Raw genomic sequence first — 23,877 nt, 5'->3', positions numbered from 1 at the left:
ATATCGTCTTGCTCAGCTCAGTCATATCTCTCCTATTACTTTTAAGCTATAGCTTGATACGCTTTACTAGCGGTGACTATTTTCTTGCGTCCGTCAATCTGTTCGCTTCTACCGTTCTTATACTTAATATTTTATATCTGTTGCGTCATCGCAGGCTTAATCACTGCGACCTCGTATTGAGTGGCGTACTTTTACTTCAAGGCGTGATCTTACTGCTCTATGGCAGCTACATCGAAGATCGCCTGCTTTGGCTTTTCCCCATTGTCGCGGTACTCATTTTTGCTAATAACTTTAAAGTTGGTGCACTGCTTAGCTTTGGCTTCTGTACTCTCACGTTAATGGCTGTTCTCATCCCTCAAGCCGTTCACTTCGAAGTCGACAGCTCACAAGGTCGCTTCGTTTTAAGTCTCTATGCACTGTGTTTGTTGTGTAATATCTCGGCTTACTACTACGCCAAGGTGATGAACTACGTTCAGTCTTTATATAAAGAAGGGATTGAAGATCTTGCTTACTTGGATCAACTGACGGGGCTTGCTAACCGCTGGAGCTTTGAGAACTGGGCTACTGGTAAGCTGATTGAGAGAACCGAAAGTAAAACGATTACCGCAATGGTATTTTTAGATATCGATAATTTTAAGTTAATTAACGATAACTATGGTCATGATGTCGGAGATCGAGTCCTTCAGCACTTCGCGAAACGTTTAAAAAACAACATTAGGAACAAAGATCGTAAAACAGATAAATACGATTATTCAATCGCTAGGTTTGCTGGCGATGAGTTTGTGGTGCTTCTTTATGATGTTCGGTCTGTCAAAGATTTAGAAGGGATTCTACAAAGAATGAGCGAGTTATTTTCAGACAGCTATCAGTCGTCTGAGAAAGTAAATTGCTTGACGGTCAGTGTTGGCGTTGCCTTGTATCCTCAAGATGCGAAAACACTGTCAGAGCTGACACGCTGTGCGGACAAAGCCATGTACTCGGCCAAACACGCTGGAAAGAATCGATATCATTTTTACAATCGAGACATGGCTTCGACACTAGAGCCCTCACCCGGTGAGCCCATTGCCAATGTCACCTCTCTCAGGAAACCCTAACGGGTCATGTACATTAGCCAGAGCATAAACGCCATGAACACCAACATCCAAATAGCGTAACGAGCCGTGTTGGGTTTATCGCGTTTCGTGCGAATGACAGGTTTAAAAGCCGCATCTTTAAGCGCAGCGCGTTTTGCTATTCTAGGGTCGACAGGCGTAACCCCTCTTTCTATCCGCTCTTCACGTCTTTCTTGCGCTCGCTGGGCGACCTGACCAAAACGATGGAGTTGATCTGAGGTTAGTTCCTGATTCGGATCGTAACGATTTCCTGCATCTTTATGCTTCGGTACTACTGCCATGAAGTACTCCTCTTTCCTTTAGGATTAACCTAAGTATAGCCAACACATAAATTTATCATCTTGGTAATAACTACGTTACTTTTCGACTTTTCCGATCAATCTCGATATCAACCTATGTGACAGCCTCGTAATAGAAGAACACAGCAAGGTGCATACCAACCTAACTAAATAGCCAATAGAACATTGATTTTTATAATAATTATATTATCTCCAGATCTTAGTTAGTAAATGTTTTCACAATGGTTCTCAAAATGACGATGAAAAAAAAGCCAGTCGCTTTACGACTGGCTCAATAATTTAGCGCTAAAATACGATAATTAGCTCAAGTATTCACATAAGTAGGCGGTTGAAACTGCGACTTGAAGATCAAATGATGAGTCACCAGCAACGTCAAATGCGTCACCTGCTTGGTACGTAACCCACTCACTTTCGCCAGCTTTCTTAACCGTCAATACGCCTTTTACGACCGTCATGCGTTCTGGTGCTGCTGTGCCAAATGTGTACTCCCCAGGAGCCATCACGCCAACACTTGATTCACCGTCTTGTTGTGAAAAGCCTAATGACTGCACCTGTCCTTCGAAATAGCTATTCGCTTTAATCATCCATTCCTCCATGGCGTTATGATTTAATCCACCAACTGTTTTATCTGAACTCGCGTAGAACAGCAATAGACTTCTTTCACTCACTCCTTTTTGATTAGGTGCAATACTCTTCGATATTAGGCTGATTTAGATAGGTATTTCTATAAAATACAAATCTATTGAAGTTATTGTCTGCTGCACTTCCCACTTTCAAAAACTCCCTCTTCCAAGGTTAATTTAATCAAATCAGACTATGCTTAGGTGAAACGGGTCGAGTCCTACAAACATATTTGGGCTGAAGTTCAACATTTGCCAGTTCGCTGTTTGCGTTATCAGGGCTTCTTAGACAAGCTGACTTATTGCTCAATATGAGGGGATGCGCCCTAGCTGTTATGACAAAAACTCTCGCGATTAAGCTGGCAGCAGCGATCATGTTTATCTTGCTTCTGGCTGGATTCTCCACATTACTTTACGTTAGCTATCAGGACTATATTCACCCTAAGCACGTTTACGGCCGATGGATTGAAGTGGGCGCCCCACCATATCAGACTGAAGTACTCGCATTGAACGCACAAGGCGTGTTCAGAAACAATCGACTAATCGCGACCAATTTTGAGTTTGATGGAAAACACATCACAGTCGAAACTGGCCGAGGGATCTCTATTTACCAAGTTGCGGGGACGTTCAGCTCACCTCAACTTCGAAGACTGCAACCCAATAGCCCAACCCAACGTTTTATCAAAGAAGGGTATGAAGATACGGTCGATATGTCAGGCGGCGGCGCTGCCAAACACCGCCGTTCTGCGCTCTCTGATCATTTTGGCAATAAATAACGCTTTTATCCGGTGAGCACCACGCCTTCCGGATGCTTTACAAGCGATGGTTCTGGTCTTGCGAGCATATACGCCAGTGTCAATGGCCCGATTCGTCCGATGGTCATCACCACAACCATAATGTATTTGCCCGGTTCAGAGAGGTCTGCAGTAAGACCTGCCGTTAACCCAACCGTTGCGAACGCCGAAATCGTCTCAAACAGCACCTTATCGAAACTTGCCTTCTCAGTCAGCATCAGCAAAAACATCGCCACCGTTAATATCGCACCGCTGACCACAATGATCGCCAGCGACTTAGTCACCACAGACCAACTGACCGTTCTTTTAAACATCACAACATGCTTTTTCTGACGGAGAAATGTCCAAGTCGCAACGAAAGCTACCGCAAATGTCGAGACCTTGATCCCTCCGCCTGTTGATGTTGAGCCAGCTCCGATAAGCATTAATATGATCATCACTAGCAGTGCAGGTTGCGTATATTGCGTTAAGTCGACGCTATTGAAGCCCGCCGTTCTCGCACTAGCCGATTGGAAAAATGCCGCAAGCCACTGACCCGAATTAGTCAGAGGGGCCATCGTAGCTTGGTTATTGTGCTCCAGTAACCAAAACAGTATTGTTCCGACCAAAAGCAAAGCAGGCGTTGCGATCAGCATAATCTTGGTATGCAATTGAAAGGCTCGAAAGCCTCGTGTCCAATTCGCCGACACATCACCAATGACGGTAAACCCAAGCCCACCAAAGATAAACAGCCCCGCTAGCGTGAAAATCACTAACGGGTCATCGACAAAGCTCATCATACTATCTGAAAACAGAGCAAAACCTGCGTTGTTGAAAGCGGAGATGGCATGAAATAGGGCGTAAAAAAGACCATCTCCCCACCCCATTTCCGGCACCCAGCGAAACGCTAATAGAGTGAAGCCAATCAGCTCAGCCACGCATGCAAATATAATGATGCGCTTCACCAATAGCCGTAGATTGATTCTGCGATCTTGGCCTAACGCATCTTTTGCTAACGCTTGCTGTTTTAGGCTCAGCCTGACACCGAACATATAAAGCAAAACCGCAGAGAGCGTCATTTGCCCTAAACCACCAACCTGCATGAGAAACATCAACAGCACCTTACCAGCGGTCGTGAAGTGTTCTCCCGTATCAACCACGCCTAACCCCGTCACACTAATGGCCGACGTTGCGGTGAACAGTGCATCGGTGATCGATAGACCTGTGACAGAAAATACTGGCAACGTCAGTAAAACCGCGGATGGAAGTAGCACGCCAAGAAAGCTAAACAGAATAACCCTTGGCTCAGTGCCTTTGCTTTTTTTCTGGTTAGGTTCTAACTCATAGAAGGCAGCTCTGCGGCGGAACGGGTTCATAGGGTACTCAGCTTTCTAGATAGAGTGTCTCGAGGGCCAACAATAATGATCAAATCACCAATCTCTAAACTCTTATCTAAGTCTGGTGCCTTGGTTATTTGAGGGCCTCGCTTAAACCCAAGCACCTGCACATCTTGCTCTTTACATAGCGCCAAATCGCCCAACGTTTTACCCAACAATCGCGAGCCCACGACGATTTCGGTCATTGCCATTCCCGAGCCGAGTTCTTGAAACTCCAACACACGTTTATCGAGCATTTTTCTCGCGACGCGAATCCCCATATCACGCTCGGGCATAATCACGTGGTCAGCGCCTATCTTATGTAAGATGCGAGAGTGGAACTTATCATTTGCTTTAACCCACACGTTCTTCACGCCCGCCTCTTTGGCGACAAGTGTTGTCAATATGCTGGCGTTCACGTCAGAGCCAATCGAGACCATAACCATGTCATAATCGTTCAGGCGTAACTCGGTAACCGTGTCTTCAAGCGTACAATTCGCGACCAGAGCTTGACTGACAAAGCTTGCAGCTTCTCGAACTTTGTCTTCATCGATGTCGACAGCAAGCACTTCTGCACCTGCTTGTTGAAGCTCTTTACATACCGAGAGACCAAACCTGCCTAATCCAATAACAGCAAATTGTTTATCACCTGATCTCATGAATGCTCCTAGTATAATAGTGACGAGAAATGGGAGTGTGCGCCTCAAGTATCTTGTTATCAAACTGATTGAGGAATATTGACACTTTTCTAACCGTGTAAGAAAAACCAACAATACAAAGTGACTAGTTAGGGTATAGGTAAAGACTTATACTTACGCTACTAAACTTGGAAATAGAATCGAAAAATGAACGAGTTACTCACACATTTACCGCCATCTATCGAGGCGATGCTGCAAACGTGGGACACCAATGTTTTGCTGATAACCGTTGCCAGCCTTGTCGCTTGGGTGATTTGGCGAATTGTCTACGGCCGTTTAGAAGTGCTGGTTAGCAAAACTCAGTTCCACTGGGACGATCTCACCTTAGCGGCGTTGAAAACCCCAGTCAGTACACTCATTTGGTGCTGGCCTGCCACCATCTCGCTCGGTTTCATTCTCCAAGATTACATGGGATCTAAGCTCAACTGGTTAAGCACGTTAAAGCTTATTTTAGTCATCGCCATCTTCGTATGGATAACCATGCGTCTCATCAACAACATTGAAGAGTACGTACTCGCGCAAAAGAAACGGGATGAAACCACAGTACAAGCAGTCGCTAAAGTGTCGCGTCTGTTCTTCATTGTCATTGGTGCACTGACCGTCATGCAGGCGTTCGGTCTAAGCCTGTCAGGTCTTCTCACCTTTGGTGGTGTCGGTGGCTTGATAGTCGGTTTGGCAGCTAAGGACTTACTGTCTAACTTCTTTGGTGGAATGATGATCTATTTTGATCGCCCATTTAAAGTTGGGGATTGGATTCGCTCCCCTGACCGCCAGATTGAAGGCACAGTAGAAAGAATTGGCTGGCGCATGACCATTATCCGTACCTTCGATAAGAGACCAATTTACGTGCCTAACTCGGTGTTCAGTAACATAGTGGTTGAAAACCCTTCTCGAATGCTAAACCGAAGAATCAATGAGAACATTGGCGTTCGTTATCAAGATGGAGCGAAGGTCGAGCAAATTGTTGCGGATATCAAAGCCATGCTCGAAAACCATCAAGATATCGATTCGCAGCAAACCTTAATCGTCAACTTTAATGGCTTTGCTCCTTCGTCTCTCACGCTTTTAGTGTACACATTCACCAAAACCGTAAACTGGATTCGTTACCACGAAGTGAAGCAGGATGTACTACTACAAATTTATGCGATCATTCGTCAGCATGGCGCAGACATCGCCTTTCCAACTCAGACGATTCAACTTGAGCCCCAAAAAGCGGGTGAGACTGACTCACCAGTGCTATTGAACTCTTAATAGTCACAATTGCAGTAGTCGTTGATACGGCTACTGCAATGCCACTTCTCTCTCGATGGTATCTTCCGTTCTTTGCGCCACAAAGTAGAGCCAAATCATCGCAATACAGACAACAAAGCAGAGCCCAAACAGCCAAGTCGATCCTAACCACTCAATCATTGCGCCGCCTACCAGTGGCCCGATAGCAAAACCAAGGGTATAGATTCCCGTCGCGCCAAAGTAAGAACCGCGCAAATGAGCTGGAGCGAGTCGGTCAATCTGCACGTTAATGGTTGGGAAGGTAATCACTTCTCCCACACTGACAATAAAGCACGCAATCACCCAACCTAACGTGGAATCATTTGGCGATACCATGAAGGCTAACTGACCAAACATGATTGCCACCATACCGATTCGTGTGCGAGTAAACAAAGGGAGCTTTTCCAACAGCTTGAGGAGCGGAAACTGCAGAGACACGATTGTAACGGTATTGACGAACATCAACATCGCAATCAGAGTTGCCGCATCGACAATACCGCTTCGAACAATCACTTGAGGAACTGACGACTCTAACTGAGCGTAGACAAACATCAGCATTAAGTTTGCCATCAACAGCAGAACAAATATCTTATCTTGGCTGATGACTTTCATTGTCTGGCGAAAGTTTGGCAAGACTGAACCATTCGCCTCTTTATCTGTTCGATCTTTCTTACGCTCAATACCAAAAATGATCCATAACGCATACGCTAGGTGAGTAAAACCTGTAACGAGAAACAACCCTTGGGGGTTGGCAAGAGCAAGTGTCACACCGAGTAATGGCCCGATAGCACCGCCGATATTAAGTACAAAATAGCGGATATTAAGCGCAAGCTCTCTGTCTTTATGATCAGCGAGTGAATCCCCTAACACCGCTTTGGCAGGGCCATCAATCAGAGGGTGCATCAAGCCCGTCATTAAGACCAACACATAGAACTGCCACATTTGATCGGCCAGACCAATCCCACAATAAGCGAAAAAAGCGATAACACAGCCGAGCACCATGAGCCATTTTCTACCAAATTTATCAGAGAGGTAACCCGAATAGAGCCCGACACCAGAACCCAGCAACGAAGCGGCAGCCAACATACTCCCGACCTCAATTGCACTGGCATTATAGTCTTGGTAAAGAAAAACCACTAAGAAAGGCCAAGCCATGAAAAAGCTGGTTCGCGCAATCAGAACCCCAATAAGGACAGTCCAGACGGGAAGATTAAAACGTTTGATTCGCTCCCATTGAAATAGACTTTGTTCCTTGTTCATGACGTTCTCCTTAACTTGTTGCATATGTGTTATAGCGCCAGTATACAAACAAATGGGATAAACGAAAGTGGTTCATAGTGCGAATAGAAAAAAGCCTGCACGAGGCAGGCAAAATAGAAAAGGCTTTGAAATTTAAGTAAAAATAGTGGCTTAGTTTTGAAGGCTTAAATCCACATTGGCAATGTTGAACGCTTGTTCTCGCCACCAGTATGTGGTTTTAATCTCACCATTAAGATTCAAGGTTTCCCCGACCATTGGTGTCACAAGGTTAGCGCCCGTCACGTTCGCTTCCGCAATCAAATCTGTCATCGGCTCGTCCCATTTGTGAGCAAACAACTCAAACGTCGACCAGTGGACTGGGAACAAGTTTTTCGCATCAAGGTCTAGGAAAGCTTGCATGGTATGTCTGGCTTGCATGTGACCCCAGTTCTCAACAGGATACCCTTTCCCTTCTTTCACATTGGCTGCAACTTCAATGAAGGCCATATCAAACGGCCCATACTTCTCACCAATCTGCTTGAAGTGGGTGTCATACGCCGTATCACCACTGTAAAACAGTGAACCATTTTTGCCTTTGATCACCCAAGATGCCCACAAAGTACTGTTTGAGTCAAAGCCTGTACGGCCAGAGTTGTGGTTAGCTGGTGTCGCAATCAGTTGCACGCCGTTAAACCCCGCGGACTCCCACCAATCAAACTCTTTGATCTGATTAGGTGAAACGCCCCACGACTCTAAATGGCGACCAACAGCCAGTGGCACAAAGAACATTACATCTTTGTCTGCATAGTAACGAACGGTCGACTCTTCTAGGTGATCGTAGTGATCATGAGAAATGACAATAACATCCGGCGTAGGCAAAGCATCTCGGTTGGTTGGAGCATCAACATTACGACCAAACAATTTCTTAGCAATCCAAGGGGATGCGTATTCAAAGACTGGATCAACCAATATTCGAGTTTGGTCAATATCGATAAATAGACTCGAGTGACCCAACCATGTCACACGCACCTCGTCACTGCGCTCAGCTAAACGTTCAAGATCCACAGGCTGATGGGGTAATGTTTGGCTTGGTTTCAATGCACCGCGCTCAAAAAAGAATTGCCACATCACTGATGACATACTTTCTTGCGTTGGTACGCTTGGCATGCGAGTAATCGCTTTTCCTGCATGAAACTGATTCGATTGCTCGATACGTTCTGCACGAAGCTCTGAGCTCTGTTGACGCGATTCACTCAAATCATTGTTGCAAAATTGGTTGTAACCTAAGAAACCTAAAGCGGAAATAACTGAAGTCTTAATCACATTACTCATTTTCATGACCTATACGCTATCCAAGAAAGTAAACGATGGTGTATACTTTAGTTACTGCGAATAAAAAAGTAAACACCATCGTTTACTTTATTTAGGCTGGAATCGAGTGATGATTAAAAGAAGCGATATAAAACAAGAAGATATCATTAAATCTGCCATCGAAGTTTTTTCTCAAAAAGGCTTTGAGCAAGCAAGTATGGAGGGTATCTCTAAACATGCTGGCGTTTCGAAGCGCACACTTTACAAATACTATCCAAACAAAGATGCTCTGTTTGAAGTTATTGTAGATAAGTTAATGTGTCGCTTTGATGACCAGTACGAGGTCGAATTTGAACCTTCTGTGTCAATCGAAAAACAGCTTACTGAGCTAACGCTTAAGCAAATGTGCTACATCAACAACGAAGAGTTTCAGATTACCGCGCGCCTTGTCATGGCAGAATGCATTCGATGCGAAGAGACGTCTAAAGTCTTGGTGTCGAAATTCGAATCGATAGAAGACTCTTACGGTTTACAAAAATGGGCTAAGCAAGGAACTGAGGCAGGAGTGCTTGAGATTTCCGATATCCCACTGGCCATCGAGCAATTCATTGGCAGCATCAAAGCTATTCTCTTTTGGCCTCAGCTTATCGCCCACCTGCCACCACCGACGTGCGAGCAGGTACAAGCAACGGTAGAACAAGCGGTATTCAGTTTTGTCTCTACCTACGCAGTCAAAAAATAACTGGATAAAAATAAAAACGCCCTTAAAGACTCTCTCTTTAAGGGCGTTTTACTATTGTGTCTCGTTACACATTGTCATGCACTATGACGTGCTGATCTAAAAGCGCCGAAACAATATCTGAGGACGCATTGCCCATGAGTGTCAGTTGAGGAGCTAAGTCTTCTACCAAGATGGTTTGCTCGCTACTTCCCTCTCCACCGGGGTGGAGTGTTAACTCAATATTATCTCCATCCACCACTTTCGCATTAAGCTGCTCAAGTAGTGTCGGCATATCGATATTTGCTTCTTTGAGCTCAGGTAAGACATCTCGTAGGTCGATCTTATCGCCTTCCATCAAGCTAAAGTCGGTAATGGTATCAACAGCGCCATTATCAATATGGTGCCAGATAAACACATCTTCTCCGGTGCCGCCGGTTAAGATATCCGAACCAAGTCCACCCTCAAGGACGTCATTGCCCTCATCGCCTAGTAACGTGTCATTTCCAGCACCGCCGACTAACGTATCATTGCCGCTGCCGCCAACCAGAAGATCATCGCCTGAGCCACCAGTAAGTACCGAGTCGTAGCCTTCTCCAATCAATTGATGAGAATCGGTAGAAAGGGACTGATCAATATCGGTGTTATCGACGACAACCTCAACGCTGAGTTCAATTGGGGCCGACTTCGCCACATCCCCATTACTCTCTTCTGATACGGCCACCACACTTAAAGTATGTTCACCAACAACCGCGTTTCTTACTTCTAGATCGGCAACGGCATCTGCTGGTACCGTCCACACCTGTGTGGCTGGATCATAGGTAATGCCACTCATAGAGCTTGTCAGGCTCGCTCCGGTTGGTAGCCCTGTAATCTCAAGCGCAAGGGTTTCTGTTGAGTCCGTCAACGCTGCCATAATGCCGACCAAAGCAATCCCATTAAAGCTTGCTGCTTGGCTAGCAATGATATTGCGTACATAACTCATTGCTGGATCAATAGAGAGTGTTGGCGCATTGGCGACAGGCGTAACCAAAATCGCGTAACTTTTCGAGTCTGCATCTAAGGCAAGGCCCGACGGGTTACCACTGTCTCTTGCAGAAACATCAAGGTTGATTCTGTCAGCTAGTGATAGGCTCGCGTCAAGGTAAACACCACTCGGCGGTGTTGGGGAAGTAATCAGTGCGTTGAGCTCGGCTAACGTACCCGTCACTGACACACTACCCGTACCGTCACCTGAAATCATCACACCTGAACCCGCAGGTTTCGCGACAGTAAGTTGACCGTAATCTACGCTGAGCGTCACGGTCATCAAGTCTCCAGAATGGATACCAACGTAATCGACGTCAGCAACCTCAATACCACTAATCAGTTGGCCACTTGACTCCGAAACTACCGTAGTCACATCCGTTAGATCAATCACAGGTTTGTCGTTCACACCCGTAACATTAAGCGAAATCTGGCCACTATCACGCAAGAAGTCATTGGAACCATTTGTTGTTCCGTTGTCTTCAATCACATACGAGATCGTCACTTGACCGTTGAAGTCTTGCGCTGCCTCAAACGTCCATGACACACCATCTGGGTTTAAGGTCAACGTGCCTTGCTCCGCCGGGACAGATATGGAATCAACTGAAATCGTGTCACCATCAATATCACTGCTTGCCGCAATAATTTGCGCCATAGTGATCTGAATAGTGCCCTCTTCCGCCACACTTCCTAGGTCTAGGTTTCCAGCCACAGGAGCATCATTCACTTCACTCACATTGATGGTGAACGTCGTTTGATTCGTCGATGCAGTAGTAGGGTCAAGCGGGTCGATAGCTCCGTTGTTACCACCATCATCAACCGTTGCGGTGACAGTCACTGGACCATTCGAATTGAGATCGTTGCTGCTTGCAGCAGGGTGGAAAATCACATTTCCACTGGCGATCGTGCTATTTACATCCGCCAGCTTACCGACAATAACAAGCGCTCCGTTCGCGTTTATCGTGAAAGTAACATTGGTATCACTCTTAAACTCGAATGTGCCGCTATCAGCTTGCAGTGTTAACGTGTACTGAGCATCAGGATCATCATACGTTACATCCACATCCGCAATGGATAGGGATGTAATCGCGAGTCCACCAGCGATGTCCTCTGATGTAGCAAGATTTTCTACTTTAGTGAACACAGGCTGGTCATTGATAGGATCAATCGTCAGTGCGACGTCAAATTCACTCTTAGGACCAAGCGACTCGGTTCCACTCGCGTCTTTATCAACCGCTTGGACAGAAATATGGATTGGACCATTAATCCCTTTCTCAGTACCGCCGCTATTGTGCTGACCTGAATTAAAGATGATTTTATCGAGACTTGTCGCAGATACATCAAGCGTCCACGTGTTAGTGCTTGCGTCGTAATCGGCCAGCGTCACACCATCTGGATAGTATATTTGGGCATCGTCCGGCACATTGGTGACTTCAACTCGAATCGTCTCTGCCGCGTTTTCTGTAAAGATGCCGCTACCTTTCGCAGATAATTCGTTATCAGTCACGAACGCATTGATGTTGATATCGATTGGCTCACCTTCTAAACCCGATACGGATTTGTCAGCATCAATATCAACAGCGTCGCCTTTTGGCGTAACCGTCAGCTTAAAGTTAGGTAAGTTCGCCGCCTCTGTTGGGATACCGAGCAACGATTCTTGAGTGTACACTTTGATACCAAACTCCGCGGTTCCGCTGAAGTTGTGAGGAGGTTGAACAGAGATAACACTCAGATCTAAGGTGTCTAAAGAACCAGAAGGCAGTTTTACACTCCATTCACCGCCACCATTGTTCTTAACAGTATACTCACTGTTAGGGTCTGTTTTGAGCAAGAATCCTTCAGGCACATTGGTTAATTTAATCGAGACAAATGACTCTGAACCGTCAGTATCCGTTAAAGCAATGGACACCGGCCCTGAACTTCCCAATGAAATGAGTTGATCTTCTTCACCCGAGAACTCAATTGTCTGATCATTCAGACCCGTTCCCGTCACTACAACATTGTCGACAACCGGTTCAACATCAAAGGTGACACTCGAGGTAAAGCTGTCAGTGTGCGAAGACGTCGTGTCTGGGTTTGCTTCATTAAACGTCGCGGTATCGGTCACTTTGCCCAAGATATTGACACGAATCGTATTATCATCGTTGCCCGTAGGGTAATTATCCGCCGGTTTGAACAGAATATTGTTCAAGGCACCATCTTCAATCTGCTGCTGAGTAAACGTCACCGAATCGCCAAGATTCTTTCCATTTAGGTCATAAAAATCACCCGTTTGGCCATCGGCAAGTGTGAGAGTGATCTCTGAAAGTACTTCCCTGCCGCCCTCATCACCTGTGACCTTATCTAACAAGTCATAGCCTAGACTCAGCTTGATATAGCTATCTTCGAAGCCTTTAATTTCTGCCCCTGTTTGAGGGAGAGAGTTCATTTGATCATCAAGTGAGTCGACAATGTCTAGTGAGATGGATGACGCATCCAACCCCACATCGGCGATGGGATCAACATGGATAGTCACTGGCTTAGTCACTGACTCTTCATGCCCAGATTTACTATCAGTGGTCACGACAGTGATCGGTAACTTGAAATCACCGGAATAGTCTTTTGGTAAGGTAAGAACGAGTCCTTCTAACCCAGTAATATTGCCAGAACTATCGAGTGTGCCAGAGAAAACAAACTTCCCGTTGGTGAAGTCGACTTGAGAGCCTGATACCGATATTGCAAAGGTTTCACCATTCACTTTGAACGAGTCATCAATAACAATCGTAACTGAATCTTCAACGTCATCATGAGACTTAACCGTTAGGATACCATTCGACATGAGTTCATTGCCCAGTTTGAACTCCGAGTCTTCCGTGGCCGTCAAAATGCTTCCGTCTACAATATCAACCACACCCGCAACGGTGGTTTGCCCATTAACAACCTCTGGGAAAGAGAGAGTAACCGTCGTTTCTCGCTCTGCGACAACACCATTTTTATTGCCGTTATCGCCTTTATCGACCACTTGTGCATAGATGGTAAGATCGATGTCATTGTATACATCACTCTTGTCGTCCGAGTTATTATCAGGCGTCAGATCGAGTCCATTTGGCGCTTTGACACTAAAGAGGTTTTCATTGGTAATTACCCAGCGACCACCGCCTTCATAGACCGCACCAGTAATAAACAGCTGGTCCATTAGATTAAGTTGCGAATCATCAAACTGCACAACAAGCTGCGTCACTGACTCTTGCGATTCATACTGACTGTCGGTCGCATCGGTCTCTTGATACCTGATCACATGCTCGTTAAGTGTTCCAGAGGAGGCTTCATTAATAGTGAAATGGATAACACCATCTGCGTCTGCAACGACTTTGGTTAAAACATCGTTGTTCTCATTCTGTACCACTAACTTATTGTCGTCATCCTTATCTTCGACAATCGGAGTGACTTTGACGGTAATCTCCCCTTTGATTGTGGCTGTCACGCGCCCACCTTCACCAACAATGTTATCGCTGGTGTATTCATGGTCTCGCTCTTCAATCTCAACCGTAGTCGATAGATCAAAGTCGGTACTTGAGTCTTTTGGTGGCGTTATTTGAATAAAGTTGTTTTTAAGTGCGAGCTGCGTAAATTCTGCGGGCGTCTGATCGTCAAGAGGACGAATTGTAATCGTGCCGCTATCAGTATCAAAACTCCAATCCACAGCGCCATTCACTTTTACGGACGCTTCATCAGGCACACCCGTGATAACGATGGAAGTGAAGTGCTCGTCCGAATCACTGTACGCTTTCCCTGTCGGGTGCCAGTCGATGTTAATCGGAGAATCTTCTTGTCCTCTGGTGATGTTACTGTATTGGGCATCGGTATCAATGACTGGCGCGACCTTGACTCGAACTTCTTGGTCAAAGCTTAGGGTATGGCCATCGTTTTCGGTCACGATGATCGTTGCCTTGATATGAATGTTCTCGGTTGAAGACGAGACAGGCTTAACCACAATACCCGACGTGTTGTTCAGCCCGGTAATATTGGCTTCGTAGATAGGCTTCGCTAGGTCAGGGTTACCATCAGCGCCAATTTCATAGCCAGCAAAGTTAAGATCGATAACGTTGTTGTCACCATCTTCAATCACAACACCGTCAGGGATGTTAGATAGAAGTACCGTGATAGACTCTGAACCATCCAGACTTGTCTCACCTGAGACAACGGTGAAGTCAAGATCGGCCACTTCGTTCTCTTGAATCGTTATTTGAACACCTGAGACATCACCATCTCTAAAGCCTGTCCATTCAGAGCCAATGGTATTACCTCTTGGAACATCCGCTACACCTGTCACTTCAACATTAACTGTCTTAGTTCCAAGCGTTTCTTCATCAACATGAGTCACACCGCTAGAGAGCAATGCACTGTCTTTAACCACTCCTGTGACATCAAACTTAAAGTTGTTGTTGCTGTCTTTTGCAGGGATTACCTCAACCTCATCAAGAAGATCGTACGGAACCTTCTGGTAAACCACACCCTTGATTGTGATGGTCTCAATCTGACTGTCACCGTCACCGACCCATTTGAGCGTCGCACCCTCGGTCATGTTTGAAATGCGAACATGCAAAGACTCTGAACCGTCGGTGTCCACCGATGGATTCATTGTAATGACTTCACTCAGCGTGAATGGTTCATAGTTTTCGCCATCACCGATGTAGTCTGGGTTATCAACGTTGTCCTCGTTGATCTTGATTCGACTGACGCTAAAGTTGCCAGCGTCGGCATCAGGCGTAACATCAATAATCAGTTCTTGAGGCTGAGAACGAGCAATTTTCTTATCGGTTATGCCATCGTTGTATTCATTGCGACTCTCTTCCGTAATCGCTACCGCTTGGAATCTAATTTGTCCTGAGTAGTGCTCATCTGGATTAACTTCAATTCGATTGATATCACGAGCCGAAATCACATAAACGCCATCGACTGGGTCAATGACATTGCCGTTTCGATCCAACAAAGTGAAATGGTCAGCCCCTTCCGTCGGTGTGAGCTCATAGGTGATGGTTTCTGGGCGGCTCGCGTCTTGAGTGTCAGCTCGAAGCTGAATTTGAACATTATCGCCGTCTTCACTCACACTGTAGTGATAGGTACTGTTGTCATCATTCCAAGTTGCTATATCGGCGACACTTTCGATCTCTACTTTGAAGTTCGAACTGATCGTATGGTCTGCACTGCCATTGTTACCAACGACAAGGTCATAGTTGATACGAACTCCACCGCCACCTGTTGAGTCGTTACGGTCTGGCACAAAATAGAGGTTCTCAATCGTCGCAATGGTATTTTTTCCAACCAGCGACGAGCTTTGCGCGAGATGTGAGTCGAATACAATGTCACCGTTTGCATCGGCGTCTAGCTTATGAAAAACGCCATTTTCTTCGTAGTAGAACGTGCCTTTATGGTCGCTGTCTTTAATAATGAGTGAATGAATTTCCTCATTGTTATCATCGTCGTACAGATTCACTTTAAGGGCAATTTTGGTTGGTGAATCGGCCAATTGCCCTTGATTATCTTGAATATTTTCACGCTCTGGGGCATCACCATCAGCGTAGTTTATCGCTGCATCTCGACCTGCATCCTCAAAGCTTTGGACCTTGAGTGACATTGCCGTCGCTTCTTTATCTGTAATAGTGATGCTGAGAGGAGCAACAGAGACGTCCGAATCACCATCAGTAGCGGTTACATTGACTTTGAAACTAATGGTATCGCCATCATGCTCAAGGTAGTTGCTCGCTTTAAACTCGACTTCTCCGTTTGAGTTAATTCGCAGTACACCTAACAGACGAGTATCCGTGGTATCACCATCTGTGGTCTGCTCATAGACTCGCACATTTTGGCGCCCTTCATTAAGATCAACAGAATTAAGATAGGTGCCTTTCGGGCCTTGGAATACAATGCTCGCCCCACTACTATCTGTCGTACCTTGAATGCTAGTAAGGGCGGCGTCATCCGCCCCTTTATCTGAAGCAGACTCAAACATATTGACAGCAGAACCACCAAAACCTTGGCCTTCAACACGCGTAATGCTCTGTTCAGTCACTTTTGGTACATCATCTATAACTGAAATAGGCAGAGTGATCTTCGTCGTTACATCACCATCGAAGTCGGTTGCGACGACTTCAAAGTTCAGCAACTGTGTGTTTTGCTCGTTACCGCTGACATGGTCTAACGGTTTCAATAATTCAAATCGGTAGCTGTCACTGTTGGCGTCAAATGTCATCGTGAATACTGCGTCACCTGACAGGGTTTGCGCCGTGTAGGTATAAACGCTGCCGCTTACCGACAGTGCCGCCCACTGTAACCCTTCACCTCCAGACTGCAGCCCAGACAGTATCGCGTCAGCGTTGACCAATTCGTATTCAACCACCCCATCTGCGCCATCATCAATATCGAACGTTCCGCTAACATGAGTAGCATCGGAACGGTCAGAACCAATCGTTGCGAGGTCATCCTCATCCACCGTTGTTTGCCCAGTGAAGCCGCTTAATGTCGGTCTATCATCCAGCACCTCAATTGGCAGTCTAAGAGGCTCAGAAACATCACCGTCGTTGTCGATAGCAACAACATCAAATGGGATAGTCCAAGAGTCTCCGCCTTCTGGATGGTCAATGGGCTTTTGTTGGGTATAGGTGTATGTACCGTCATGGTTAAGAACTAGGGTAAACACCGCTTCATTACCCACTTTGCCCTGATACGTCGTTGCACCGTCAACGCCTGTCACTTTTGTGATCGAGACAAGCACATCGCCTGACTTTAAGCCATTTTCTGTGGTTGAAAGGTTTATAAGTTCATAGCGAGCAACGTGATCCGCCCCTTCCGTTGTTGTAAAGGCACCGCTGATTGAAGCCGCGTTCGAACCCAATACATCTTCTGATACTTGAACCGTGCTGCCACTCGCCAATGACTCAATAACCGGGACATCATCGGTAATGGTGACCTTAAGTGGAGACATCAACGAGTTATCACCATCGGTATCAACGGCATAAACAGGAAGATTAAAGCTCAGCGTATTGTTCCCAGCAGCATCCGCATGATCCAGTGCTTCTAACAGGGTGAAGGTATATTTACCCTTTTCTGAAGCGTCAAAGCTTACGGTAAAGACTTGGGTTTCATTTTTATCTGTATCGGTAGTAAAACCAATATAGTTACCCGAACCGACTGGATCTTCACGCAGCTCAACCTCTAAGCCGTCTGACTTAAGCGTACTATTGGGGTTAAACTCATCGGTGCCGATACGGAATCTAGCGATGTCGTCACCGCCAACGGTCACGTCAATCGTATCGCTATACGACACTGGAGTATTGGTTGGCGCAGAACCATCGCCAAGATTAATCTCAGATAGATTCACACTCGGGACATCATCAATGACTGGATTTTCGCCATCTTTAATCGTTAGCGTGACCGTTGCTGTTGGCGCATCTTTATCAAAATCACCCGACGTCACGACGATAGATTTAACAATGTCGCCGTTTTTATGATTGAGGTCGCGCGCAGGCTCAAAGCGCATATTACCTTCAACCGTGATGTACAAATCACCCTCAGCGAAACTGAATTTCTGCTCACCCGTTACGTCTGGTTTGAGAGTTTCAACGTCGTAATCACCAAACACAAATTGGGTAATTTTGGCACCGTCAGCGCTCTGTTTTGGCATCACATCAACCGTATCTGTTGACGTCGTTGTACCATCATTCGGCTCTGAAATGCTTAAGGTATGATTTTTCATTCCTTGAACATCATCTTCGATCGTCACCGAAAGTGGCTTCATTACTGAATTATCGCCGTCCGTATCTACTGCATAGACAGGAAGATTAAAACTCAGCGTATTGTTTTCAGCAGCATCAGCATGGTCCAGTGCTTCTAACAAGGTGAAGGTGTATTTACCTTTGTCTGTACCATCGAAGCTCACGGTAAAGACTTGCGTTTCATTTCTATCGGTATCAGTGGTAAAGCCGATATAGTTACCCGATCCGACTGGGTCTTCACGTAACTCAACCTCTAAGCCACCCGATTTCAAGGTGCCGTTTGGATTAAACTCATCGGTGCCAATACGGAATCTAGCGATGTCATCACCGCCAACGGTTACGGCAATCGTGTCGGTGTATGAAACAGGAGAGCTCGACGGTGCAGATCCGTCGCTCAATTCAGTTTCAGACAGAGTGACACTCGGAACATCACCAATAACAGGGTTATCGCCATCTTTGATGGTTAGCGTGACCTTCGCTGTCGGCGCATCTTTATCAAAATCACCCGACGTTACGACGATAGATTTAACAATATCACCGCCTTTATGATTGAGGTCGCGCGCAGGCTCAAAGCGCATATTACCTTCAACCGTGATGTACAAATCACCCTCATCAAAACTGAATTTCTGCTCACCCGTCACGTCTGGTTTGAGGGTTTCAGCGTCGTAATCACCAAACACAAATTGGGTAATTTTGGCACCGTCTGCGCTCTGTTTTGGCATCACATCAACCGTATCGGTTGACGTTGTTGTACCATCATTCGGTTCTGAAATGCTTAAGGTATGATTTTTCATTCCTTGAACATCATCTTCAATCGTCACGGAAAGTGGCTTCATTACTGAATTATCACCGTCCGTATCAACCGCATAGACGGGTAGATTGAAGCTCAGCGTATTGTTCCCTGCAGCATCCGCATGATCCAGCGCTTCTAACAAGGTGAAGGTGTATTTACCTTTGTCTGTACCATCAAAGCTCACAGTAAAGACTTGTGTTTCATTTCTATCGGTATCGGTGGTAAAGCCGATATAGTTACCCGATCCAGTTGGGTCTTCACGTAGCTCAACCTCTAAGCCGCCGGATTTAAGCGTGCCATTGGGGTTGAACTCATCAGTACCGATACGGAATTTTGCGATGTCATCACCACCAACGGTTACGTCAATTGTGTCGGTGTATGAAACAGGAGAGCTCGACGGTGCAGATCCGTCACTCAGTTCAGTTTCAGACAGAGTGACACTCGGAACATCACCAATAACGGGGTTATCACCGTCTTTGATGGTTAGCGTGACCTTCGCTGTCGGCGCATCTTTATCAAAATCACCCGACGTCACGACAATAGACTTCACAATGTCGCCGTTTTTATGATTGAGGTCGCGCGCAGGTTCAAAGCGCATATTACCTTCAACCGTGATGTACAAATCACCCTCGGCAAAACTGAATTTCTGCTCACCCGTCACGTCTGGTTTGAGGGTTTCAGCGTCGTAATCACCAAACACAAACTGGGTAATTTTCGCCCCATCTGCGCTCTGTTTTGGCATCACATCAACCGTATCCGTTGAGGTCGTTGCACCATCATTCGGCTCAGAAATGCTCAAAGTATGATTTTTCATTCCTTGAACATCGTCCTCAATCGTCACGGAAAGTGGCTTCATTACTGAATTATCGCCATCCGTATCTACTGCATAGACAGGAAGATTAAAACTCAGCGTATTGTTTTCAGCAGCATCAGCATGGTCCAGTGCTTCTAATAAGGTGAAGGTGTATTTACCTTTGTTGGTAACATCAAAGCTTACGGTAAAGACTTGCGTTTCATTTTTATCTGTATCGGTGGTAAAGCCGATATAGTTACCCGATCCAACGGGGTCTTCACGTAGTTCAACCTCTAAACCGCCCGATTTAAGCGTGCCATTAGGGTTAAACTCATCAGTGCCGATACGGAATCTAGCGATGTCATCACTGCCAACGGTAGCGTCAATGGTATCGGTAAAAGAAACAGGAGAACTTGTAGGGGCCGAGCCGTCAGCAAGGTCCGACTCAGACAACTTCACACTCGGAATATCATCAATAACGGGAATCTGGTCACCATCAGTGATCGTCAGTGTTACGGTTGTCGTTGCTGCATCTTTATCAAAGTCACCGGACGTCACGACAATGTTTCTAACGATATCACCATCCGTGTGATCGAGGTTACGAGCAGGCTCAAAACGCATTTCGCCTGTTATCGTGATGTACAAATCACCTTCCGCAAAGCTAAATTTCTGCTCACCCGCCACGTCAGGATCAAGCGTCTCAGCGTCATAATCACCAAAAACAAACTGGGTAATCTTTGCACCATCTGCACTGCTGGCTTCAAATAAGTTTTCTGCACTAACAGTATTAACCGAACCGTTGTCTGGCTCTGAAACATTCAAGTTCTGATCAACGTGCATTACCTGCACATCATCTTCCACCGTGATAGAAAGCGTGGATGTCGCTGAGGTATCGCCATCGGTATCGACCGCGTAAACCGGTAAAGTGAAGCTATAGTCGTTGTTGCCGTCAGAATCGGCATGGTCAATCGCTTCCAACAGGGTAAAGGTGTATTGGCCTTTTACTGCATCATCAAAGCGGAGCGTGAATACTTGTGTTTCGTTGTTGTCTGAGTCCGTGGTAAAGCCAATGTAATTGCCTGAACCAGTTGGTTCTTCACGCAGTTCAACGATTAAGCCGCCAGAGCTAAGTTCACCGTTGGTATTAAACTGACCGGTTTCCACACGAAAAGCAGCTACGTAATCGCCGCCTTCACTAAAAGTAATATTTCCTGTCGCTGCAACCGCTTCACCAGTTGACTGCGAGCCATCAGCTAACAAGGACTCAGAGACATCGACACCACCTGCCGAATCAATCACAGGATCAAGGCCGTCAGCAATAGTGACTTGAGCTTCAATAGGTAAGCGAGTCGGATTTCCACCAGCATCAGCGCCTTCAATTTCAATGGAAATCGTAATTTGGTCATTGGCAAAAGAGACTTGCCCGCCTCCTACCGAGGAAGAGTGATCGATAGGCTCAAAAATCGTAGTTGTTAATTCTAAACTAACGTCCTTACCTGAACTGCTTGCCTCAATATCAATGCTAAGAACCGTTCGGCCATCTAACTGACCAACAATGGTATTGGTATCTGCGTTGTAGGAAAACGAGACGGCTTGTCCTGCAGAGGTGATATCAGAATTCAGTTCAGCGAGAAGCGAGGAAAGTGAGGAAGAAGTGGGAACGAATGAATCAGGGTCGAGAGGAAGACCACCAGAAAAAATAGTAACGCTGCTGCTCGAAGAACTAGGATATCCCGAGGAAGAAGAGGACAGGCTTCCTTCGGATAATGAGACCGTTAAACTTTCGCCGCCACTGGCAAATATAAAAGGAGAAAGGTCATCATCTCGGTCATCTTCTGGTTCTTCAGAAAAGAATCCGGTGGTTTCGAAATTGGTGCTGGCAAGCAATTCAGCGCCACTTCGATCTATTGTTATAAAGCCACCATTGGCTGAGCCTAAACCTCCGGCTCCCGCTGCTGATGCCTCCAATAATTCCGTTGGGTCAGCGCCCGCAAGGATGGCCTCTTGAATTGCAGCCAATTCATCTTCATCTAGGCCTATTGGTGCATCTTCACCACTTTCTGGTAGGTAATCGAAGTTTACCTCCCCATCAATAGAGGCGGTATCCCAAGCTCCTGAATCATCTTGGCAACTGACACAGTTATCTTGGATTTGAAAGACAGAGTCGAGGCTCTCGACCAATAACTGGGCTTGGTTAGAGGCAATAATAATCTCGTTGAGCTCGATACTATCGCCCACCATGAGCTGTCTCGCTTTTCCATCAACGGCAACAGCAAGAACTTCCCCTGATACTTCTTTTACTAAAGCAGCTTGGCGTACAATTTCTACGTCCATAAAGTCTCCTCCCCCTCTTTAGCTGCGACTAAAAAGGCTCGAAACATTTAGTTGTAATTTTAAGTGTTTTCTCACACAAAATAACAAAAAAAATCTTTAGTAACAGCCTGTTATTTTTATCTAAAGGCCACCTAGCTAAAGCTAAGTATAGGTTATTGCAGGAAAAATGAGATTTTGACGAGATTTAGAGTAAACTTTGAGTGCAAAAAAGATCATTTAGTCTCAACTTAGAGACAATAAAATCACTGAAAAACTAGGTAAATAAGAGTACGAAGTAAAGAACTGGCTTGGAAAGGGAATTTGTTGAAAAAAAAACGGGCATACATGCCCGATAATATGTCAACTAACATAAAGCCTGAATTGCGCAATCCATTACGCTGAGAACCATTACGAAATAAAGAATACCATACTATATGACATTTACAACACGGCATTTATAATAATTATGTAAATAGTAGCTCTTCAGACCAGTTACTGTTGTACCCCAAAAAAGTACCCGCAACAAAAAAGCTCCCGAAGGAGCTTTTAAAAGTTAAAACTCAATGAGTCTTAATTATTTATTGTTACGACGAGCTTCAACAGCCTCTGCTAATTGGCGAAGTACTTTGTCTGTGTCATCCCAACCAATACATGCATCAGTAATCGACTGACCATAAGTTGGTGCCTGACCATCAACAAGATCTTGGCGTCCTTCAACTAGGTGAGATTCAATCATAACACCGAAAATCGCATCTTCACCACCAGCTAGTTGCCCTGCAACATCTTCAGCAACAACCATTTGACGTTGGTACTGCTTCGAACTGTTTGCGTGACTGAAGTCAATCATCACTTTTTTCGGCAAGCCTGATGCTTCTAGCTCTTGCTTGATGGTACCAACATGATCTGCACTGTAGTTTGGCTCTTTACCACCACGTAGAATGATATGACAGTCTGGGTTACCCGCTGTTTCGATGATTGCAGAGTGGCCGTATTTGGTCACTGACAAGAAGTGGTGAGAGGCGCTTGCGCTACGAATCGCATCAGAAGCAATCTTAATGTTGCCATCTGTACCATTTTTAAAACCAACTGGGCATGAAATACCTGAAGCCAGTTCGCGGTGAACCTGAGACTCAGTAGTACGTGCGCCAATCGCACCCCAACTGATTAGGTCAGCAACGTACTGTGGCGTGATCATGTCTAGGAATTCACTCGCCGTCGGCATACCCATATCAGTCAGATCAAGCAGTAGCTTACGACCCATGCGTAGACCATCATTGATCTTGAATGTGTCATTTAAGTAAGGGTCGTTGATGAGACCTTTCCAACCAACCGTTGTACGTGGTTTTTCAAAGTAAACACGCATTACGATTTCTAGGCGGTCACCAAGCTCATCACGAAGAACCTTCAAGCGCTTTCCGTATTCGATTGCAGCTTCTGGATCATGAATTGAACAAGGGCCAATGATCACTAGAAGACGGTCATCTTCACCTTTTAGAATGTTTGAAATCGCTTCACGTGAACGGAATGTGGTCGAAGAAGCAGATTCAGTTGCTGGAAACTTCTCTAAAACAGCGACTGGGGGTAATAGTTCTTTGGACTTATTAATTCGTACATCATCAGTTTGAAACATTGCTTACTTCTTCCTATTTCTCTATATCTGAACGCGGCACCCAAATTGAGGTGATGCAAAAACGTTCGTACTTCATTGTTCCTGTTCTGTGTAACTTATCTAGCAAAAACGACACTTGCAACCACTATTTTCAATAAAAGGCAATATTTTGTA

Annotated in this window: 12 protein-coding genes; 4 read left to right on the top strand and 8 right to left on the bottom strand. The window is 45.6% G+C overall.

Annotation, left to right across the window (positions count from 1 at the left end):
* The first annotated feature begins 176 nt into the window (after window positions 1–176).
* Window positions 177–1,094, top strand: coding sequence for a diguanylate cyclase (locus F0231_RS01040; RefSeq protein WP_367613451.1), 918 nt, complete (start codon window positions 177–179; stop codon window positions 1,092–1,094).
* Here the strand turns inward: F0231_RS01040 and F0231_RS01035 are convergent.
* Both F0231_RS01035 and F0231_RS01030 read right to left on the bottom strand, forming a co-directional pair.
* Window positions 1,091–1,393, bottom strand: coding sequence for a hypothetical protein (locus tag F0231_RS01035; RefSeq protein ID WP_171757856.1), 303 nt, complete (start codon window positions 1,391–1,393; stop codon window positions 1,091–1,093). The two genes, F0231_RS01040 and F0231_RS01035, sit on opposite strands and share 4 nt — an antisense overlap.
* A gap of 317 nt (window positions 1,394–1,710) precedes the next feature.
* A complete protein-coding gene (locus tag F0231_RS01030) occupies window positions 1,711–1,995 on the bottom strand; it encodes a pyrimidine/purine nucleoside phosphorylase (RefSeq protein WP_171757855.1) in 285 nt (94 codons plus the stop codon).
* A gap of 371 nt (window positions 1,996–2,366) precedes the next feature.
* On the opposite strand from F0231_RS01030, the gene F0231_RS01025 reads away from it, so the two are divergent.
* Window positions 2,367–2,807, top strand: a complete 441-nt coding sequence (locus tag F0231_RS01025) for a DUF2850 domain-containing protein (RefSeq protein ID WP_171757854.1) — start codon at window positions 2,367–2,369, stop codon at window positions 2,805–2,807.
* A gap of 5 nt (window positions 2,808–2,812) precedes the next feature.
* Here F0231_RS01025 and F0231_RS01020 read toward each other — a convergent pair whose 3' ends face one another.
* Both F0231_RS01020 and F0231_RS01015 read right to left on the bottom strand, forming a co-directional pair.
* Window positions 2,813–4,180 carry a TrkH family potassium uptake protein gene (locus F0231_RS01020; protein ID WP_171757853.1) on the bottom strand — a complete coding sequence of 456 codons (1,368 nt, stop codon included), beginning with the start codon at window positions 4,178–4,180 and terminating at the stop codon, window positions 2,813–2,815.
* Window positions 4,177–4,839: a TrkA family potassium uptake protein gene (locus F0231_RS01015; RefSeq protein WP_171757852.1), complete on the bottom strand. Its 663-nt coding sequence runs from the start codon at window positions 4,837–4,839 to the stop codon at window positions 4,177–4,179. Before F0231_RS01015 ends, F0231_RS01020 begins: the two co-directional genes overlap by 4 nt.
* A 186-nt stretch (window positions 4,840–5,025) precedes the next feature.
* Between F0231_RS01015 and F0231_RS01010 the strand changes: the two genes are divergently transcribed.
* Window positions 5,026–6,129 carry a mechanosensitive ion channel family protein gene (locus tag F0231_RS01010; RefSeq protein ID WP_171757851.1) on the top strand — a complete coding sequence of 368 codons (1,104 nt, stop codon included), beginning with the start codon at window positions 5,026–5,028 and terminating at the stop codon, window positions 6,127–6,129.
* A gap of 30 nt (window positions 6,130–6,159) precedes the next feature.
* On the opposite strand, the gene F0231_RS01005 is transcribed toward F0231_RS01010, so the two are convergent.
* Both F0231_RS01005 and F0231_RS01000 read right to left on the bottom strand, forming a co-directional pair.
* Window positions 6,160–7,407, bottom strand: a complete 1,248-nt coding sequence (locus F0231_RS01005; RefSeq protein ID WP_171757850.1) for an MFS transporter — start codon at window positions 7,405–7,407, stop codon at window positions 6,160–6,162.
* 150 nt (window positions 7,408–7,557) lie between these two features.
* Window positions 7,558–8,718, bottom strand: a complete 1,161-nt coding sequence (locus F0231_RS01000) for an MBL fold metallo-hydrolase (RefSeq protein WP_171757849.1) — start codon at window positions 8,716–8,718, stop codon at window positions 7,558–7,560.
* Between the two features lie 109 nt (window positions 8,719–8,827).
* On the opposite strand from F0231_RS01000, the gene F0231_RS00995 reads away from it, so the two are divergent.
* On the top strand, window positions 8,828–9,439 hold the full coding sequence (locus F0231_RS00995) for a TetR/AcrR family transcriptional regulator (RefSeq protein ID WP_171757848.1): 612 nt from the start codon (window positions 8,828–8,830) through the stop codon (window positions 9,437–9,439).
* A gap of 64 nt (window positions 9,440–9,503) precedes the next feature.
* Here F0231_RS00995 and F0231_RS00990 read toward each other — a convergent pair whose 3' ends face one another.
* On the bottom strand, window positions 9,504–22,115 hold the full coding sequence (locus F0231_RS00990; RefSeq protein WP_171757847.1) for a retention module-containing protein: 12,612 nt from the start codon (window positions 22,113–22,115) through the stop codon (window positions 9,504–9,506).
* Window positions 22,116–22,668: 553 nt separating this feature from the next.
* On the bottom strand, window positions 22,669–23,724 hold the full coding sequence (gene aroG / locus F0231_RS00985; RefSeq protein ID WP_171757846.1) for a 3-deoxy-7-phosphoheptulonate synthase AroG: 1,056 nt from the start codon (window positions 23,722–23,724) through the stop codon (window positions 22,669–22,671).
* Window positions 23,725–23,877 lie beyond the last annotated feature (153 nt).

The sequence above is a fragment of the Vibrio sp. RE86 genome, from assembly GCF_013114545.1.
Taxonomy (GTDB): Bacteria; Pseudomonadota; Gammaproteobacteria; order Enterobacterales; family Vibrionaceae; genus Vibrio.
The sequence above is the reverse complement of the archived record's forward strand: the minus strand, read 5'-3'. Positions and strand labels throughout refer to the sequence as shown.

Excerpts from the sequence above, each read along its gene's own strand:
- F0231_RS01035 (WP_171757856.1), bottom strand. The coding sequence starts at position 1,393 with ATGGCAGTAGTACCGAAGCATAAAGATGCAGGAAATCGTTACGATCCG.
- F0231_RS01030 (WP_171757855.1), bottom strand. The coding sequence starts at position 1,995 with ATGATTAAAGCGAATAGCTATTTCGAAGGACAGGTGCAGTCATTAGGC.
- F0231_RS01025 (WP_171757854.1), top strand. The coding sequence starts at position 2,367 with ATGACAAAAACTCTCGCGATTAAGCTGGCAGCAGCGATCATGTTTATC.
- F0231_RS01020 (WP_171757853.1), bottom strand. The coding sequence starts at position 4,180 with ATGAACCCGTTCCGCCGCAGAGCTGCCTTCTATGAGTTAGAACCTAAC.
- F0231_RS01015 (WP_171757852.1), bottom strand. The coding sequence starts at position 4,839 with ATGAGATCAGGTGATAAACAATTTGCTGTTATTGGATTAGGCAGGTTT.
- F0231_RS01010 (WP_171757851.1), top strand. The coding sequence starts at position 5,026 with ATGAACGAGTTACTCACACATTTACCGCCATCTATCGAGGCGATGCTG.
- F0231_RS01005 (WP_171757850.1), bottom strand. The coding sequence starts at position 7,407 with ATGAACAAGGAACAAAGTCTATTTCAATGGGAGCGAATCAAACGTTTT.
- F0231_RS01000 (WP_171757849.1), bottom strand. The coding sequence starts at position 8,718 with ATGAGTAATGTGATTAAGACTTCAGTTATTTCCGCTTTAGGTTTCTTA.
- F0231_RS00995 (WP_171757848.1), top strand. The coding sequence starts at position 8,828 with ATGATTAAAAGAAGCGATATAAAACAAGAAGATATCATTAAATCTGCC.
- F0231_RS00990 (WP_171757847.1), bottom strand. The coding sequence starts at position 22,115 with ATGGACGTAGAAATTGTACGCCAAGCTGCTTTAGTAAAAGAAGTATCA.
- aroG (WP_171757846.1), bottom strand. The coding sequence starts at position 23,724 with ATGTTTCAAACTGATGATGTACGAATTAATAAGTCCAAAGAACTATTA.